This window comes from Citrobacter sp. JGM124, from assembly GCF_018257795.1.
Lineage (GTDB): Bacteria > Pseudomonadota > Gammaproteobacteria > Enterobacterales > Enterobacteriaceae > JGM124.
In genome coordinates, this window is record NZ_JAERJD010000003.1 from 194,967 (window position 1) to 210,583 (window position 15,617).

Annotated in this window: 12 protein-coding genes; 9 read left to right on the top strand and 3 right to left on the bottom strand. The window is 48.1% G+C overall.

The features are described from left to right. Window positions 1-312: 312 nt before the first annotated feature. Window positions 313-2,925, top strand: coding sequence for an aminopeptidase N (gene pepN, locus JK154_RS05620; RefSeq protein WP_211991530.1), 2,613 nt, complete (start codon window positions 313-315; stop codon window positions 2,923-2,925). Window positions 2,926-2,973: 48 nt separating this feature from the next. On the opposite strand, the gene ssuE is transcribed toward pepN, so the two are convergent. Continuing rightward, window positions 2,974-3,555 (bottom strand): NADPH-dependent FMN reductase, encoded by a 582-nt coding sequence (gene ssuE, locus JK154_RS05625; protein ID WP_211991531.1) that lies wholly within the window; start codon window positions 3,553-3,555, stop codon window positions 2,974-2,976. A gap of 390 nt (window positions 3,556-3,945) precedes the next feature. Between ssuE and pyrD the strand changes: the two genes are divergently transcribed. Continuing rightward, entirely contained in the window at window positions 3,946-4,956 is a 1,011-nt protein-coding gene (gene pyrD / locus JK154_RS05630) for a quinone-dependent dihydroorotate dehydrogenase (RefSeq protein ID WP_211991532.1), read from the top strand. Window positions 4,957-5,110: 154 nt separating this feature from the next. Then, a complete protein-coding gene (locus tag JK154_RS05635) occupies window positions 5,111-5,653 on the top strand; it encodes a cell division protein ZapC (RefSeq protein ID WP_211991533.1) in 543 nt (180 codons plus the stop codon). Here the strand turns inward: JK154_RS05635 and JK154_RS05640 are convergent. Then, window positions 5,650-6,762 carry a YcbX family protein gene (locus JK154_RS05640; protein WP_211991534.1) on the bottom strand — a complete coding sequence of 371 codons (1,113 nt, stop codon included), beginning with the start codon at window positions 6,760-6,762 and terminating at the stop codon, window positions 5,650-5,652. The genes JK154_RS05635 and JK154_RS05640 overlap by 4 nt on opposite strands. A 207-nt stretch (window positions 6,763-6,969) precedes the next feature. Between JK154_RS05640 and rlmKL the strand changes: the two genes are divergently transcribed. From rlmKL to rmf, 6 genes are all read left to right on the top strand, one after another. Further along, window positions 6,970-9,096 (top strand): bifunctional 23S rRNA (guanine(2069)-N(7))-methyltransferase RlmK/23S rRNA (guanine(2445)-N(2))-methyltransferase RlmL, encoded by a 2,127-nt coding sequence (gene rlmKL / locus JK154_RS05645; RefSeq protein WP_211991535.1) that lies wholly within the window; start codon window positions 6,970-6,972, stop codon window positions 9,094-9,096. Between the two features lies 1 nt (window position 9,097). Continuing rightward, complete coding sequence (locus JK154_RS05650; RefSeq protein WP_211991536.1) at window positions 9,098-11,005, top strand: ABC transporter ATP-binding protein; 1,908 nt, start codon at window positions 9,098-9,100, stop codon at window positions 11,003-11,005. Between the two features lie 16 nt (window positions 11,006-11,021). Beyond that, window positions 11,022-12,290, top strand: a complete 1,269-nt coding sequence (pqiA, locus tag JK154_RS05655; protein ID WP_211991537.1) for a membrane integrity-associated transporter subunit PqiA — start codon at window positions 11,022-11,024, stop codon at window positions 12,288-12,290. Further along, window positions 12,280-13,917, top strand: a complete 1,638-nt coding sequence (gene pqiB, locus JK154_RS05660) for an intermembrane transport protein PqiB (RefSeq protein WP_211991538.1) — start codon at window positions 12,280-12,282, stop codon at window positions 13,915-13,917. Before pqiA ends, pqiB begins: the two co-directional genes overlap by 11 nt. After that, window positions 13,917-14,486, top strand: coding sequence for a membrane integrity-associated transporter subunit PqiC (gene pqiC, locus JK154_RS05665; RefSeq protein WP_211991539.1), 570 nt, complete (start codon window positions 13,917-13,919; stop codon window positions 14,484-14,486). Before pqiB ends, pqiC begins: the two co-directional genes overlap by 1 nt. A gap of 258 nt (window positions 14,487-14,744) precedes the next feature. Further along, window positions 14,745-14,912: a ribosome modulation factor gene (rmf, locus tag JK154_RS05670; protein ID WP_211991540.1), complete on the top strand. Its 168-nt coding sequence runs from the start codon at window positions 14,745-14,747 to the stop codon at window positions 14,910-14,912. Window positions 14,913-15,082: 170 nt separating this feature from the next. On the opposite strand, the gene fabA is transcribed toward rmf, so the two are convergent. Further along, a complete protein-coding gene (fabA, locus tag JK154_RS05675) occupies window positions 15,083-15,601 on the bottom strand; it encodes a bifunctional 3-hydroxydecanoyl-ACP dehydratase/trans-2-decenoyl-ACP isomerase (protein ID WP_211991541.1) in 519 nt (172 codons plus the stop codon). Window positions 15,602-15,617 lie beyond the last annotated feature (16 nt).

Consider the following 15,617-nt stretch of genomic DNA (forward strand, 5'->3'; position numbering starts at 1 on the left):
AAGGCAGGAGTATACCTTGATTATTAGTATAGAGAAGCATGATAACAACACAGCTGGCATATAGGGTCGATGGCAATTCGTGCCGCATGCTATATTTCTCCCCTGTTTTCAGCTGTTATAGCCGCATTATGGACTGTATTTATGCAGCATAATAATAAAGACGCGAGCAAAAAATTATTGCTGGCAGCAATGGCATTATTGGGTATGAACGAGCCGAGTATTCTTCATTGGCTGGATAAAGATTCTGCGTGGTAACATTGCTGCAACAGGAACACAGTGCCGTTAATTAGCGGCTGACTAAGAAGGTTTTTTATGACACAACAACTTCAAGCCAAATATCGTCACGATTACCGTGCACCAGATTATACCATTACAGATATTGATTTAACCTTTGTCCTTGATGCCAACCGTACTCAGGTAACAGCGATCAGCCGTGTCGTGCGTCAGGGTGATGCCAGCACACCGCTACGTCTTGATGGGGAAGACTTAACTTTAGTCTCTATCGCGGTTGATGGGCAGGCATGGCCTCACTATCGTCAGGAGCAAGGGGCATTACTCATTGAATCATTGCCTGAAATTTTTAATCTGACCATTGTTAATGAAATCAGTCCTGCAGCAAATACGGCACTGGAAGGTCTCTACCAGTCCGGCGAAGCCTTGTGCACACAGTGTGAAGCGGAAGGTTTCCGTCATATTACCTGGTATCTGGACCGTCCGGATGTACTGGCGCGTTTTACCACTAAAATTATTGCCGATAGACAAAAATATCCTTATTTACTTTCCAATGGTAACCGTATCGCTGAGGGTGAACTGGAAGGGGGACGTCATTGGGTGCAGTGGCAAGATCCATTCCCTAAGCCTTGCTATTTATTTGCCTTAGTCGCGGGGGATTTTGATGTTCTGCGTGACAGTTTTAAAACTCGTTCAGGTCGGGATGTGGCTCTGGAGCTGTTTGTTGATCGTGGAAATCTGGATCGCGCCGACTGGGCAATGACCTCGCTTAAAGCATCAATGGCCTGGGACGAAAGCCGCTTTGGGCTGGAATATGACCTCGATATTTATATGATTGTTGCCGTGGATTTCTTCAACATGGGCGCGATGGAGAATAAAGGCCTGAACGTCTTTAACTCCAAATATGTGCTGGCTCGTGCTGAAACTGCCACGGATAAAGATTATCTTGATATTGAACGTGTGATTGGTCATGAATACTTCCATAACTGGACGGGTAACCGTGTAACGTGCAGGGACTGGTTCCAGCTCAGTCTGAAAGAGGGGTTGACGGTATTTCGCGATCAGGAATTCAGTTCTGATCTTGGCTCACGGGCGGTGAATCGTATCCAGAATGTACGCACCATGCGAGCGATGCAGTTTGCTGAAGATGCCAGCCCGATGGCACACCCCATTCGCCCGGATAAAGTTATTGAAATGAATAACTTTTATACCCTGACCGTTTATGAAAAAGGGGCGGAAGTGATTCGTATGTTGCATACGCTGCTGGGAGAAGAGAACTTCCAGAAGGGGATGCAACTGTACTTTGAGCGCCATGATGGCAGTGCTGCCACATGTGATGATTTTGTGCAGGCAATGGAAGATGCCTCTAACATTGATTTGTCACAGTTTCGTCGCTGGTATAGCCAGGCAGGTACCCCGGTTGTCACCGTGCGTGATGACTATGACCCGCAAACTGAGCAGTATAGCCTGACTATCAGTCAAATGACTCCGCCAACGGCAGAGCAACAAGAAAAACTGCCCCTGCATATTCCGTTTGATATAGAACTTTATGACAACGAGGGTAAGGTTATCCCTCTACAAAAAGACGGGCATCCCGTGCCTTCAGTACTGAATGTCACCCAGGCAGAACAGACTTTTGTTTTTGATAATGTCTATTTCCAGCCTGTGCCTTCATTGCTGCGTGAATTTTCAGCGCCGGTCAAGCTGGAATATAAATGGAGTGATCAACAGCTGGTGTTTTTAATGCGCCATGCCCGTAATGATTTCTCTCGCTGGGATGCGGCACAAAGCTTACTGACGCTGTATATCAAAATTAACGTGAACCGTTGTGAACAAGGGCAACCTCTTTCACTCCCGTTGCATGTGGTTGATGCTTTCCGGGCCATTTTGCTGGATGAACAGATTTCCCCTGCGCTGGCGAGTGAAATCCTGACGATGCCATCACAAAATGAAATGGCAGAACTGTTCCCGGTAATCAACCCGCAGGCTATCGCGAAAGTCCACGGTGCATTAACCCATACGCTGGCCACTGAACTGGCGGATGAATTACTGGCGGTCTATAACGCTCATAAACTGGATCACTACCAGGTTAGTCATGAGGACATTGGGCGTCGTGCGTTGCGTAATACCTGCCTGCGTTATTTGGCTTTTGGTGAGAAGGCACTGGCGGAAACACTGGTCCGTCGTCAGTATCAGGAAGCGGATAATATGACCGATTCTATTGCCGCCCTTTCTGCCGCCGTGGCAGCTGATCTGCCTTGCCGGGACGACTTGCTGGCTCAGTATGATGATAAATGGCACCAGGATGGCCTGGTCATGGATAAATGGTTCATGCTGCAAGCGACCAGCCCGGCGAGTGATACACTGAGCCGTATTCGCAAGCTGTTAAACCACCGTTCATTTAGCCTGAGCAATCCTAACCGCACCCGTGCACTGATAGGGGCTTTTGCGATGAATAACCCTGCGGCCTTCCATGCGAAAGATGGCAGTGGTTATCAGTTTATGGTGGAGATGCTCACTGAGCTTAATAGCCGTAACCCTCAGGTAGCCTCACGCCTGATTGAGCCGTTAATTCGTTTCAAACGTTACGATGCAGAGCGTCAGCAGATGATGCGTGTCGCCCTGGAGCAACTTAAAGGGCTGGATAATTTATCTGGTGATCTGTACGAAAAAATTGCCAAAGCTTTAGCCTAAAAGAAATCCCCTCACGTGACAGGACGTGGGGGGATTTTTGCCAGGTAACTATATGACAGTAATGTGGGGAACCGGTGAGGAATATAGGGGCACGGAGCCCTTGTTTTGGTGCTGTATTGCCTGTAAAAACAGGCTTAATGAGCCATCCAGCCGTTGTTTAAGATCCGCTGTAAAAAGTGGTTTGTGCTGATACTCAGTAACCTGACTATCATCAGCAAACACACCCTGTAAGATCTCTTTTGCTTTCAATGCGTTTAATACAGGCTTCAGGGTGTAGGCCAGGGCTGAACGGTGTGCTATCGCCCTGCCACTGCCCAGGGGCAGCACAACTTTTTCATCCAGGGCATATTCCGGGAGTAACCCCAGCAACGCTTTCAGTCCTCCAGAGAAAGACGTTTTATAGACGGGGGTGGCAATAATAATGCCCGCCGCACAGGAGAGTTGTTCTGCCAGGGCGAGCAAAGCGGGACTATCAAGACGTGCACTTAACAGGTCTTCTGGGGCAAAATTTTGCAGATGCCAGTGATAAACTTCAATGTCTGACTTGCTCAGTTGCTTACGAGCGTATTCCAGTAATGCACTGGAACGAGACGGGAAGCCAGGGCTTCCGGCCAGTGTGATGACTCGCATAACTTCTCCTCATAACCCAGTAATCCGCTCAAAAGCCGCCCCTTTTTATGGGACAGCCACAGGTGTTTTCTCATTCCTGAGGCCTGTCACGGTGAGTGATTTACCCGATAGCCTTTTCTGTCACTCCCGTATCCTGCCCTGATAGATACTGGCAGAGAGGTGTCATTTGTCTAAATGACTTTTTTGGTAGTGAAAATCAGAAAATAGACTTATTCCTGTGGGGCAATAGCGGGCCTGGTGGATAATGCGAGGCTGAATAGCCTGTTATCTGAGACAAGAGCTGAGTTTATGGTACTGATTCACGCTTTTTTGCGTTTTGTCAATTCCATTCCATCAGGAGATAGGGAATAATACCGCCCCGGTCTGCATACCGGGAATCCAGGAGAAGTCATGTTTTACCCCTTCGTTCGCCAGGCGTTATTTCAGCTCGATGCTGAACGTGCGCACAACCTCACTTTTCAACAACTTCGTCGTATCAGTGGTACGCCTCTTGAAAAGCTCATTCGTCAAAATGTACCTGCCAAACCAGTGAACTGCATGGGATTGACCTTTAAAAACCCACTGGGTCTGGCTGCAGGGATGGATAAAAATGGTGAGTGCATTGATGCCCTCGGCGCACTTGGTTTCGGTTTTATTGAAATCGGCACGGTAACACCGCGGCCACAGCCAGGAAATGATAAACCCAGAATTTTCCGGCTACCTGAGGCTGAAGGTTTGATCAACCGAATGGGGTTTAATAACCATGGCGTTGATAATCTCGTGGAAAATGTCAAGAAGTCCCATTTTGATGGCATCATTGGGATTAATATCGGAAAGAACAAAGATACGCCGGTAGAGCAGGGTGAAGATGACTACCTGGCCTGTATGGATAAAATTTATCCCTATGCGGGATATATTGCCATCAATATATCATCACCAAATACCCCAGGGTTACGCTCACTACAATATGGTGAGGCACTTGATTCATTGCTCAGTAGTATTAAAAAGAAACAGCAGCAGCTCCAGGAATATCATCATAAATATGTTCCGGTAGCCGTAAAAATTGCGCCGGATCTTTCTGAAGAAGAATTGATTCAGGTAGCCGATAGTTTGGTTCGCCATAATATTGATGGTGTTATTGCCACCAATACCACACTGGATAGAAGTTTGGTTCAGGGCATGAAATATTGTGATGAAACAGGGGGACTCAGTGGGCGTCCAGTACAGCTCAAGAGCACTGAAATTATTCGTCGTTTATCTCAGGAATTAAAAGGCCGGCTACCTGTGATTGGTGTGGGGGGTATTGATTCTGTCATTTCAGCACGGGAAAAAATGGCTGCCGGGGCTTCTTTGGTACAAATATACTCTGGATTTATTTATAAAGGTCCGCCATTGATTAAAGAAATAGTCACGCATCTTTAAATTATTACATCTTCCTTGATACCAGGACTTTATTTTTAGTCCTGGTTGATTTATATTCATCGTCTGTTGATTATTTAAACACCCTGGTTTTTTATTAAGGATGAATATGCAAACAGCACCAGGAATGGACTAAATAAGTAGAAAGGAAAACACAATGCGAATTAAACCTGACGATAATTGGCTATGGTATTTTGATGAAGAGCATGATCGAATGATGCTCGATTTGGCTAATGGCATGCTGTTCCGTTCGCGTTTTTCTCGCAAAATGTTAACACCAGATGCCTTTGAAAATTCAGGGTTTTGTGTTGATGATGCCGCATTGTATTTTTCTTTTGAAGAGGCCAGCCGTTATCTGTCACTCAGTGATGAACAGCGTGCTGAACTCGTGCTCAATGCACTGGTGGCGATTCGCTTTCTGAAACCACAGATGCCCAAAAGCTGGCATTTTGTGAGTCATTCAGAGGCCTGGTTGCCGGAAGTCGGAGCCATTGCCAACGCCTGGTTAAATGAAAACTGGCAACAGGTGAATTTACTGGTGATTGAAACAGGTGATAATGCGACGTTGTGCCTGCTTGCCCAGACTGAACTCACCCTGGCGGGGCGAACGATGCAACTTGGCGATGTAATTAAAATCATGAACGACAGGCTGAAACCCCAGCCCGCCGCACAAAATTTTGGCCTGGAATATGCTGTTTAGCGCGGGGCGATACTGATATCCCCTTCTGGCACACAGCTACAGCATAAAAAGGTACCGTCATCGGCGATAGCCCCTTTCTTTAGCGCATGTACTTTTCCACCCAGCAAGCGAATACGACAGCTACCGCAAATACCCGCCCGGCATGAATAGGGAACTTTGATGCCATGGTGTTCCAGCTGTTCAAGCAATACCTGCTGGTTATTTCCATTGATCTGTTGTCCGTCCCAGTCAATCGTCACCTGACGGTTAAGGCTGGTCTGCTCCGGAAGGCTTTCCACCACGACACCGCCACCATAAGGCTGGGGGGGCTTGGTGGCCAGTATTTCCACCTCATCTCCGACGCGGATAATACCGCTCTGTCGAGCGAGTAAGTTCTGGCCAAAATCAACGTCGTTTGTGCCTACCGCAGTACGGAAGCGCTGTAATGTAGCTAAAGGCTCGCCACCAGGGTGGCGACGGCCACGTTCTGGGCTAATCGTCGTAAAAACACACCGGCTACAAGGTTTGGCAACATCAAACGTCACCCCCCCGATGCGAATAACCTGCCAGCCATCTTCGGCCCAGGGCACGGCTCCTGTCACCACCAGATTGGGGCGAAACTGCTGCATTTTGACACTGGCCGGGCAGCGTTGCTGCAAGTCACGTAATGATGCTTCATTGGTGAGCAGATAAGGAAAACCATCGGCAAAGGAGAGGGGGACGTCCTGGTGTTGTTTCACCCGGCGCGTTAAGTCTTCACCAACCCAGCGCAATTGCACCGGACGTGAGAAAAAACCACTAAGCCAGTCATTTATCTCAGCAGGTGCTATCAGGGCAGTAAAGTGATTGCCCCATACTTCTGTCGGTGCCGGGGCTAAGATAAAATCGGCGAAACGGATTGTCCCGGTACTACCATCGGGGGCAGTAAGATAAAGTCCGTCACGCAATAATGCTGGGGTAAAGAGCACCATTTGCGGATACTGCCTGGCGGTGATAAAAGTACCATCGGGTTCTGTTATCATAAAAATACGGTCGAAAGCAGCCCCACTTGCTGATATTTGGGTATGAGAAAGCCCAAGGCCACGCATCGATTTTACCGGGTAAATATGAAGCTGGGATAAATTAATCATGAGTCCTCTGTCCACCGCACTTTGCATTGCTTTCGCCCAGTTATTTAAATGACAGGAGCGTTATTTGCTCGATAATCTTCAGCTCTGTGCTGACAAACTGTACGAATTATTTGGGGTATCGAAAAATTAACCGGGGCAACTTTATGACATGTGTGTCGGATTAGCTATAATGCGGCACAATTTTCTTCTTTATTGATAAGTGACGATATGAATTCTCTGTTTGCCAGCACGGCGCGTGGTCTCGAAGAGCTATTAAAAACTGAACTTGAAAGCTTAGGCGCGCTGAACTGCAAAATTGTGCAGGGCGGCGTACATTACCAAGGGGATTCACCTCTTCTATACCAAAGCCTGATGTGGAGCCGGCTCGCATCACGCATTCTGCTACCACTGACGGAATGTAAGGTCTATAGCGACCTTGATCTCTATCTTGGGGTTCAGGCTATTGACTGGCCTGCCTTGTTTGGGCCAAATGCTACCTTTGCGGTACATTTTAGTGGCCTTAACGACACGATCCGTAACAGTCAGTATGGTGCACTCAAGGTTAAGGATGCGATTGTCGACTCCTTTACCCGTAAAAACTTACCTCGTCCTGATGTTGATCGCGAACAGCCGGATCTGCGCATTAATGTCTGGCTGAACAAAGAGACCGCCAGTATTGCTCTGGACTTAAGTGGCGAAGGTTTGCATCAGCGCGGTTACCGGGATGAAACCGGTGCAGCTCCTATTAAAGAGACCCTTGCAGCGGCGATTGTCATGCGCTCAGGCTGGCAGCCTGGGACGCCGTTACTCGATCCTATGTGCGGTTCTGGCACATTGCTTATTGAAGGGGCGATGATAGCCACTGATCGTGCGCCTGGTCTGCATCGTCAGCGCTGGGGATTCCTGAGCTGGGCCGGGCATGATCCCGAAGTGTGGAAAGCAGTGGTGACAGACGCCCAGCGCCGAGCCCGTGAAGGTGCGCGGCAGTACGGCGCTCGTTTCTATGGCTCTGATAACGATAGCCGGGTGATTGAGCGTGCCCGTGCGAATGCCCGTCGTGCTGGTCTGGCAGACTTGATCCAATTTGAGGTAAAGGATGTCACCAGACTGACCAATCCGTTGCCTGAAGGGCCGACAGGGACGCTGATCAGTAACCCTCCCTACGGTGAGCGTCTGGAAAGTGAACCCGCATTGATTGCTTTGCATAACTTATTAGGGCGTCGCTTTAAAGAACAGTTTGGTGGCTGGCATCTGTCCTTGTTCAGCGCGTCTCCAGAGCTATTAAGTTGCCTGCAATTGCGTGCAGAACGCCAATTTAAAGCGAAGAATGGTCCTCTGGACTGCGTGCAAAAAAACTACAACCTTGCTGTTCATGCAGAAGGCCACAGGGTAACCACCAGCCAGGTCGCCGAGGATTACGCTAACCGCCTACGTAAAAATGCCAAAAAACTGGATAAATGGGCACGTCAGGAAGGGATCACATGTTATCGCCTCTATGATGCTGACCTGCCAGAATACAATGTGGCGGTGGATCGTTATGGTGACTGGGTTGTGGTGCAAGAATATGCTCCACCTAAAAGTGTTGAACCGCAAAAAGCGCGTCAGCGCCTGTTTGATGTTATTGCCGCCACGCAAAGCGTGCTCGACTTGCAGGGCAATAAACTGGTGCTGAAGACCCGTGAGCGTCAAAAGGGTAAAAATCAGTATCAGAAGATGGGTGAGAAAGGCGACTTCATGGAAGTCAGCGAATATGACGCACGCTTATGGGTTAATCTGACCGACTATCTGGATACTGGCCTGTTTCTCGATCACCGAATTGCTCGCCGTATGCTGGGGCAAATGAGTCAGGGAAAAGATTTTCTCAATCTGTTTGCCTATACGGGGAGTGCCACTGTACATGCTGGTCTGGGAGGGGCGCGGACCACCACCACGGTGGATATGTCACGTACTTATCTTGAGTGGGCTGAACGTAATCTGCGCCTTAATGGTTTAACCGGGCGCGCTCATCGCCTGATCCAGGCTGATTGTTTAGGCTGGCTACAAGAAAGCACTGAACAGTTTGATCTTATTTTCATCGATCCTCCCACGTTTTCGAACTCAAAGCGTATGGAAGAGAGCTTTGACGTTCAGCGTGACCATCTGGATTTAATGAGCAATCTTAAGCGGTTGCTGCGTCCAGGGGGCACCATTATGTTTTCTAATAACAAACGCGGTTTTAAAATGAATCTCACGGGTCTTGCTGAACTGGGGCTTGCAGCCCAGGAAATTACCCAAAAAACTCAGTCGCAGGACTTTGCACGTAATCGCCAGATCCATAATTGCTGGTTAATCACTCACGAATCCCGGAAGTCATAGTATGTCTTTAATCAGTATGCACGGTGCCTGGTTGTCTTTCAGCGATGCACCATTATTGGATAATACCGAATTACATATCGAAGAAAATGAACGTGTCTGCCTGGTGGGCCGTAACGGTGCTGGTAAGTCAACGTTGATGAAGATCCTGAATCGTGAACTCCCCCTTGATGATGGGCGTATGATTTACGAACAAGATCTGATCGTTGCTCGTTTACAACAAGATCCGCCACGTAATGTGGCTGGCACAGTCTATGACTTTGTGGCTGAAGGTGTAGAAGAGCAAGCTGAATACTTGAAGGCTTATCATGATATCTCCCATAAAGTGATGGGTGATCCGAGTGAGAAGAATCTCAATGAAATGGCGCGTATTCAGGAAATCCTTGACCATCAGGGGCTGTGGCAGCTGGACAGCCGGATTAATGAAGTTATCGAACAGCTTGGCCTGAGTGCAGACACCGAACTTTCCTCTTTGTCAGGGGGCTGGTTACGTAAAGCGGCACTGGGTCGTGCTCTGGTGAGTTCGCCCCGCGTCCTGTTACTGGATGAACCGACTAACCACTTAGATATTGAAACCATTGACTGGCTGGAAGGTTTTTTGAAAACGTTCCAGGGGAGTATTATTTTCATCTCCCATGACCGTTCCTTCATTCGTAATATGGCCACCCGTATTGTTGACCTCGATCGCGGGAAACTGGTTTCTTATCCTGGAAATTACGACACCTATTTGCTGGCTAAAGAAGAAGCATTACGTGTTGAAGAGTTACAAAATGCAGAGTTTGATCGCAAGCTTGCCCAGGAAGAAGTGTGGATCCGTCAGGGAATTAAAGCGCGTCGTACGCGTAATGAAGGCCGGGTTCGTGCTCTGAAGGCGATGCGTAATGAACGCAGCGAGCGCCGTGAAGTTATGGGCAGTGCCAAGATGCAGGTCGAAGAGGCAAGCCGTTCCGGTAAAATTGTCTTTGAAATGGAGCATGTAAATTACCAGGTTGCAGGTAAGAAGCTGGTGACCGATTTCAGTGCCCAGGTATTGCGCGGTGATAAAATCGCTCTGGTAGGGCCAAATGGCTGTGGTAAAACGACCCTGCTGAAGTTAATGCTCGGCCAGCTTGAGGCTGACAGCGGGCGTATTCATTGTGGTACCAAGCTTGAAGTGGCTTATTTTGATCAGCACAGGGCAGAGCTGGATCCAGATCGCACGGTGATGGATAACCTGGCAGAAGGCAAGCAAGAGGTGATGGTCAATGGCCGGCCGCGTCATGTACTGGGCTATCTTCAGGACTTTTTGTTTCACCCGAAACGGGCAATGACACCGGTACGAGCACTCTCTGGTGGTGAACGTAATCGCCTGTTACTGGCGCGGTTATTCCTGAAACCAAGTAATTTACTGATACTTGATGAACCAACCAATGATCTTGATGTAGAAACGTTGGAGCTGCTGGAAGAGCTGATTGAAGGCTATCAGGGAACCGTTATGTTGGTAAGCCATGATCGTCAATTTGTGGATAACACAGTAACAGAATGCTGGATTTTTGAAGGTGAGGGTAAGATTGGTCGCTATGTAGGGGGCTATTTTGATGCAAAAGGTCAGCAGGGTTCTGTACAGCCTTTGCGCACTACTGCCCCCACTAAAACCCAGGGAAATGTCGAAAGTAAGCCAGAAACTGTTAAGCGGGCGTCGGGCAAGCTAAGCTATAATTTGCAGCGTGAATTGGAACAGTTACCGAAAAAACTTGAACAGCTCGAGGCTGAACTGGAAGAACTGCAGACAAAAGTGAGTGATGTGGATTTCTTTAATCAGCCTCATGATGTCACCCAGAAAGTTCTTGCTGACCTCAAGGTGGCAGAAGAAGCCTTAGAACAGGCTTTCGAGCGTTGGGAATACCTCGAGTCACTCAGAGACGGCGAATAAGACCAGGAGAACAACAATGTGCACAGGACACCATCAGCACTCGCATATTCTCTGCCCCCAATGTGATCTGCTGGTGGCCCTGCCTGCATTGGATGATGGACAAAAAGCCAGCTGTCCACGTTGTGATACGATACTGGTTAGCCAGTGGTCCGCCCCACGCAAACGTCCCACGATTTATGCGTTGAGCGCACTATTTATGTTGCTACTGGCTAACTTGTTTCCCTTCGTTCATATGAGCGTGGCAGGGATTAAAAGCCAGATTACGTTACTGCAAATACCGAATGTACTTTTTGACGAAGACTACTCAAGCCTGGGGTCCTTTTTCCTGATTTTCGTCCAGATAGTGCCGATACTCATGTTGGTCATTATTTTACTGCTGGTAAACCGTGTCAGGCTGCCTTTAGTGCTTAAAAAGTCCATGGCTCGGGTTCTGTTCCAGCTGAAAAGCTGGGGGATGGCAGAAATTTTTCTTGCTGGCGTGTTAGTGAGTTTCGTTAAGCTGATGGCCTACGGGAGTATTGGGATTGGTAGTAGCTTTATTCCCTGGTGTCTGTTTTGCGTGCTGCAGCTGTTAACGTTTCAGTATGTAGACCGACGTTGGCTGTGGGACGATATTCAACCGCTACCAGTACTGAGCCAGCCACTTGTTGTCGGTAAGAGTGGGTTAAAACAGGGCTTGCGTTCTTGCCACTGTTGCTCCGCGATTCTGCCTGCAGATATGTGGGAGTGTCCTCGTTGCCAGGGGCGCGGGCATGCGCGCCGTAAAAATAGTTTACAATGGACACTGGCACTCTTAGTGACCTCCATTATTCTTTATTTTCCCGCCAATATATTACCTATCATGGTGACGGATTTTCTGGGGAGCAAATTTGCCTCAACGATCCTTGCGGGGGTTATTTTGCTCTGGAATGAGGGATCTTATCCTGTCGCAATGGTGATTTTTATTGCCAGTATCATGGTTCCTACTTTGAAGATGATAGCCATCGGTTGGCTATGCTGGGATGCAAAACAGCCACAAAAGAAAGACCGAAAACGTATGCACGCGATTTATGAAGTGGTTGAGTTTGTTGGTCGCTGGTCGATGATCGATGTTTTTGTCATTTCCGTCTTGTCTGCACTTGTAAGAATGGGGGGAATTATGAATATTCACCCTGATATTGGGGCGTTGATGTTTGCTCTGGTGGTCATTTTAACCATGCTGTCAGCCGCTAATTTTGATCCACGCTTGTCCTGGGATAGCAGAGACGACGATATGAAAGAGGAGTCCTCCACAAATGGAGAATAAAAAAGGTGAGGCAAAGATCCAGAAGATCAAAAGCTGGTCACCCGTTTGGATTTTTCCCATTGTCACCGCCCTGATAGGGGCCTGGATCCTGTTTTATCATTTTAGCCACCAAGGGCCACAAGTCGTTCTTATCACCACCAATGCAGAAGGCATTCAGGGAGGAAAGACGACAATAAAAAGCCGCAGTGTTGACGTGGGAATGGTCGAGTCAGCGGTGCTCAGTGATGATTTGCATCATGTTAAAATTACTGCTCGCCTGAATGCGGGTATGGATAAGCTGTTACGGCAGGATTCAGTTTTTTGGGTGGTCAAACCGCAAATTGGACGTGATGGTGTATCCGGGCTGGGGACATTGCTGTCAGGGGCATATATTGAGCTGCAGCCGGGTTCCCAGGGCACGCATCAAGAACAGTATGAATTGCTGGATGCCCCGCCTTTAGCCCCCCCTGATGCGAAGGGGATCCGTATCACTCTGGACAGTAACAAAGCAGGGCAACTCAGTGCCGGGGATCCGGTGCTGTTCCGTGGCTATCGAGTGGGCACGGTGGAAACGAGCCACTTTGATACGAATAAGCGCATGATCACTTATCAGTTATTCATTGGGGCACCAAATGATCGGCTGATCACCAGTAATGTTCGTTTCTGGAAAGATAGCGGGATTGCCGTTGATTTCTCTTCCCAGGGATTGAGTATACAGATGGGCTCTCTGGCGACACTCTTTACTGGTGGGGTCAGCTTTGATGTACCTGAAGGTCTGGATAGAGGGGAGCCAGCCTTACCGGGTGCTGATTATCAACTATTTGATGATGAAAAGAGTATTCAGGATTCTTTATATAAAGAGAGCATTGAGTTCCTGATGCTGTTTAAAGACTCCATTCGCGGATTATCGCCTGGCGCACCGGTTGAGTTCCGTGGTATTCGCTTGGGTACGGTTGCACAAGTTCCTTTCTTTACCGACCAGATGCATCAGCAACTGGACGATAACTTCCGTACTCCAGTACTGATTCGTATTGAACCTGAGCGACTGAAGAACATTATCGGGCCGGATACAAACATTCCCAATAATATCGAAGGTCTTATCAAGAATGGGCTACGTGGCTCGATGAAGACCGGTAACTTACTCACAGGGGCTCTGTTTATCGATTTAGAGTTTTATCCTAATCAGAAACTGGAAAAAGAACCGGCCATGATCAGTAACTATGCTGTGATCCCAACTATCAGTGTGGGACTGGCGCAAATTCAGCAGAAATTGCTGGATACTCTGGATAAAGTGAATAACCTGCCTCTGACCCCAATGATTCAGCAGGCAACTAAGACACTCAGTGAAAGCCAGCAGACCATGAAGCGTTTGCAGCAGACACTGGAGAACCTTAATACACTGACCTCCAGCCAGTCTATGCAACAGCTACCGGCTGATATGCAGAAAACACTGAAAGAGTTGAATCGCAGTATGCAGGGCTTCCAGCCGGGTTCCGCTGCCTATAACAAGATGGTGACGGATATGCAGCGTCTTGATCAGGTGTTACGTGAGCTGCAACCCGTATTACGGACGCTGAATAACAAGAGTAATGCACTCGTGTTTGAGGCCAAAGATAAACCCGATCCACAGCCGAAAAGGGCCAAATAATGAAAAAATGGCTAATTATCATTGCCACACTGGTGCTGACTGCCTGTGGCAGCAGTAACAATGATGGCAAGGCTTATTACCAGTTACCTGCCACAGTGCAGCCTGCAAGCCAGGCTGTGAGCCAGGGCGACCATCATTTGTTGTGGATTGATCAGATAACGTTAGCGGATTTTCTTAGTGCTAACGGTATGGTTTATCAGACATCGGATGTTCAGTACGTGATTGCCAGTAATAATCTCTGGGCGAGTCCGTTGGATCAGCAATTACGCAATACGCTGACAACGAATCTGGCCCGTGCTCTGCCAGGCTGGATTGTGGCTTCTCAGCCTTTGGGGCAAGAGCAAAGTGCTTTAAGCATGAATATCACCGGATTCCATGGGCGTTATGATGGCAAGGTGATAGTGAGTGGTGAATGGTTACTGAGGCAAAAGGGGGAAATCATCACTCGTCCTTTCCGTATTGAACTTAATCAGCAAGCTGATGGTTATGATGCAATGGTGAAAACTTTGGCCGAAGCCTGGCAGCAAGAAGCGCAGAGTATCGCGGCAGAATTGCTACGCCGCCAGTAGCTTCCTGCTGACAGCATAAAATGGTATCCCTTCCAGTGGCACAGATCTTGTGCCACTTTTTTTGTCTCTTTGATTCCCGGGCATTAGTAAAACAGGTTATGGCAGACCATTTCAGAATAGGATGAATATTACATTTGTATGAATTTTATCCATTGACTGGGTGGTAATTTCACGCTATTCATTAAAACTGATTGCTAATCGAGCAATTGTTGTTTTCTTTTCCACCAATAAATATCAATGTAATGAGGGAAACGAAGCATGAAGAGACAAAAAAGAGATCGTCTGGAGCGGGCTCATCAACGTGGTTATCAGGCCGGTATCACCGGACGTTCTAAAGAGATATGTCCCTATCAAACTCTCAATCAGCGTTCTTATTGGTTAGGAGGCTGGCGGGAGGCCATGGAAATCAGGGCTGCCACAGCTTAATCATGCTTTACTGGCGGCCGTAGCCCTGGCATTGTGTCTGCAAGGTATGAGCCTGGCCATGATACTCAGGGATAAGCGTCGGCTACAATATAAAAAGAAGGCATTCAGTGAATGCCTTCTTGAAATAGTCGAGGGTATTCAGTAAATACCCTGTGGATGGAATCCGTGATTTAGAATGCTGAGGTATCTTTAAAGAGACCCACTTTCAGGTCGTTAGCGGTATAAATAACGCGGCCATCAACCAGAACTTCACCATCAGCCAGTCCCATGATCAGACGACGATTAACAACGCGTTTAAAGTGAATACGATAAGTCACTTTTTTCGCAGTGGGCAGTACCTGGCCGGTGAATTTAACTTCACCCACCCCTAATGCACGACCTTTGCCTTCGCCGCCCAGCCAGCCGAGATAGAAACCAACCAGCTGCCACATGGCGTCGAGCCCCAGACAACCAGGCATTACTGGATCGCCAATAAAGTGGCAACCGAAGAACCACAAGTCAGGATTGATATCCAGTTCAGCTTCAACGTAACCTTTATCAAAGTTACCACCGCCTTCGGTCATTTTCACCACGCGGTCCATCATTAACATGCTTGGTGCAGGCAGTTGTGGGCCTTCAGCACCGAATAATTCACCGCGCCCGGAGGCCAGAAGGTCTTCTTTTGTATAAGATTCGCGTTTATCTACCATGTGTAAAATATGCCTT

Bases quoted from the DNA above. Each gene is read 5' to 3' on its own strand.
- pepN (WP_211991530.1), top strand. From the start codon at position 313: ATGACACAACAACTTCAAGCCAAATATCGTCACGATTACCGTGCACCA.
- ssuE (WP_211991531.1), bottom strand. From the start codon at position 3,555: ATGCGAGTCATCACACTGGCCGGAAGCCCTGGCTTCCCGTCTCGTTCC.
- pyrD (WP_211991532.1), top strand. From the start codon at position 3,946: ATGTTTTACCCCTTCGTTCGCCAGGCGTTATTTCAGCTCGATGCTGAA.
- JK154_RS05635 (WP_211991533.1), top strand. From the start codon at position 5,111: ATGCGAATTAAACCTGACGATAATTGGCTATGGTATTTTGATGAAGAG.
- JK154_RS05640 (WP_211991534.1), bottom strand. From the start codon at position 6,762: ATGATTAATTTATCCCAGCTTCATATTTACCCGGTAAAATCGATGCGT.
- rlmKL (WP_211991535.1), top strand. From the start codon at position 6,970: ATGAATTCTCTGTTTGCCAGCACGGCGCGTGGTCTCGAAGAGCTATTA.
- JK154_RS05650 (WP_211991536.1), top strand. From the start codon at position 9,098: ATGTCTTTAATCAGTATGCACGGTGCCTGGTTGTCTTTCAGCGATGCA.
- pqiA (WP_211991537.1), top strand. From the start codon at position 11,022: ATGTGCACAGGACACCATCAGCACTCGCATATTCTCTGCCCCCAATGT.
- pqiB (WP_211991538.1), top strand. From the start codon at position 12,280: ATGGAGAATAAAAAAGGTGAGGCAAAGATCCAGAAGATCAAAAGCTGG.
- pqiC (WP_211991539.1), top strand. From the start codon at position 13,917: ATGAAAAAATGGCTAATTATCATTGCCACACTGGTGCTGACTGCCTGT.
- rmf (WP_211991540.1), top strand. From the start codon at position 14,745: ATGAAGAGACAAAAAAGAGATCGTCTGGAGCGGGCTCATCAACGTGGT.
- fabA (WP_211991541.1), bottom strand. From the start codon at position 15,601: ATGGTAGATAAACGCGAATCTTATACAAAAGAAGACCTTCTGGCCTCC.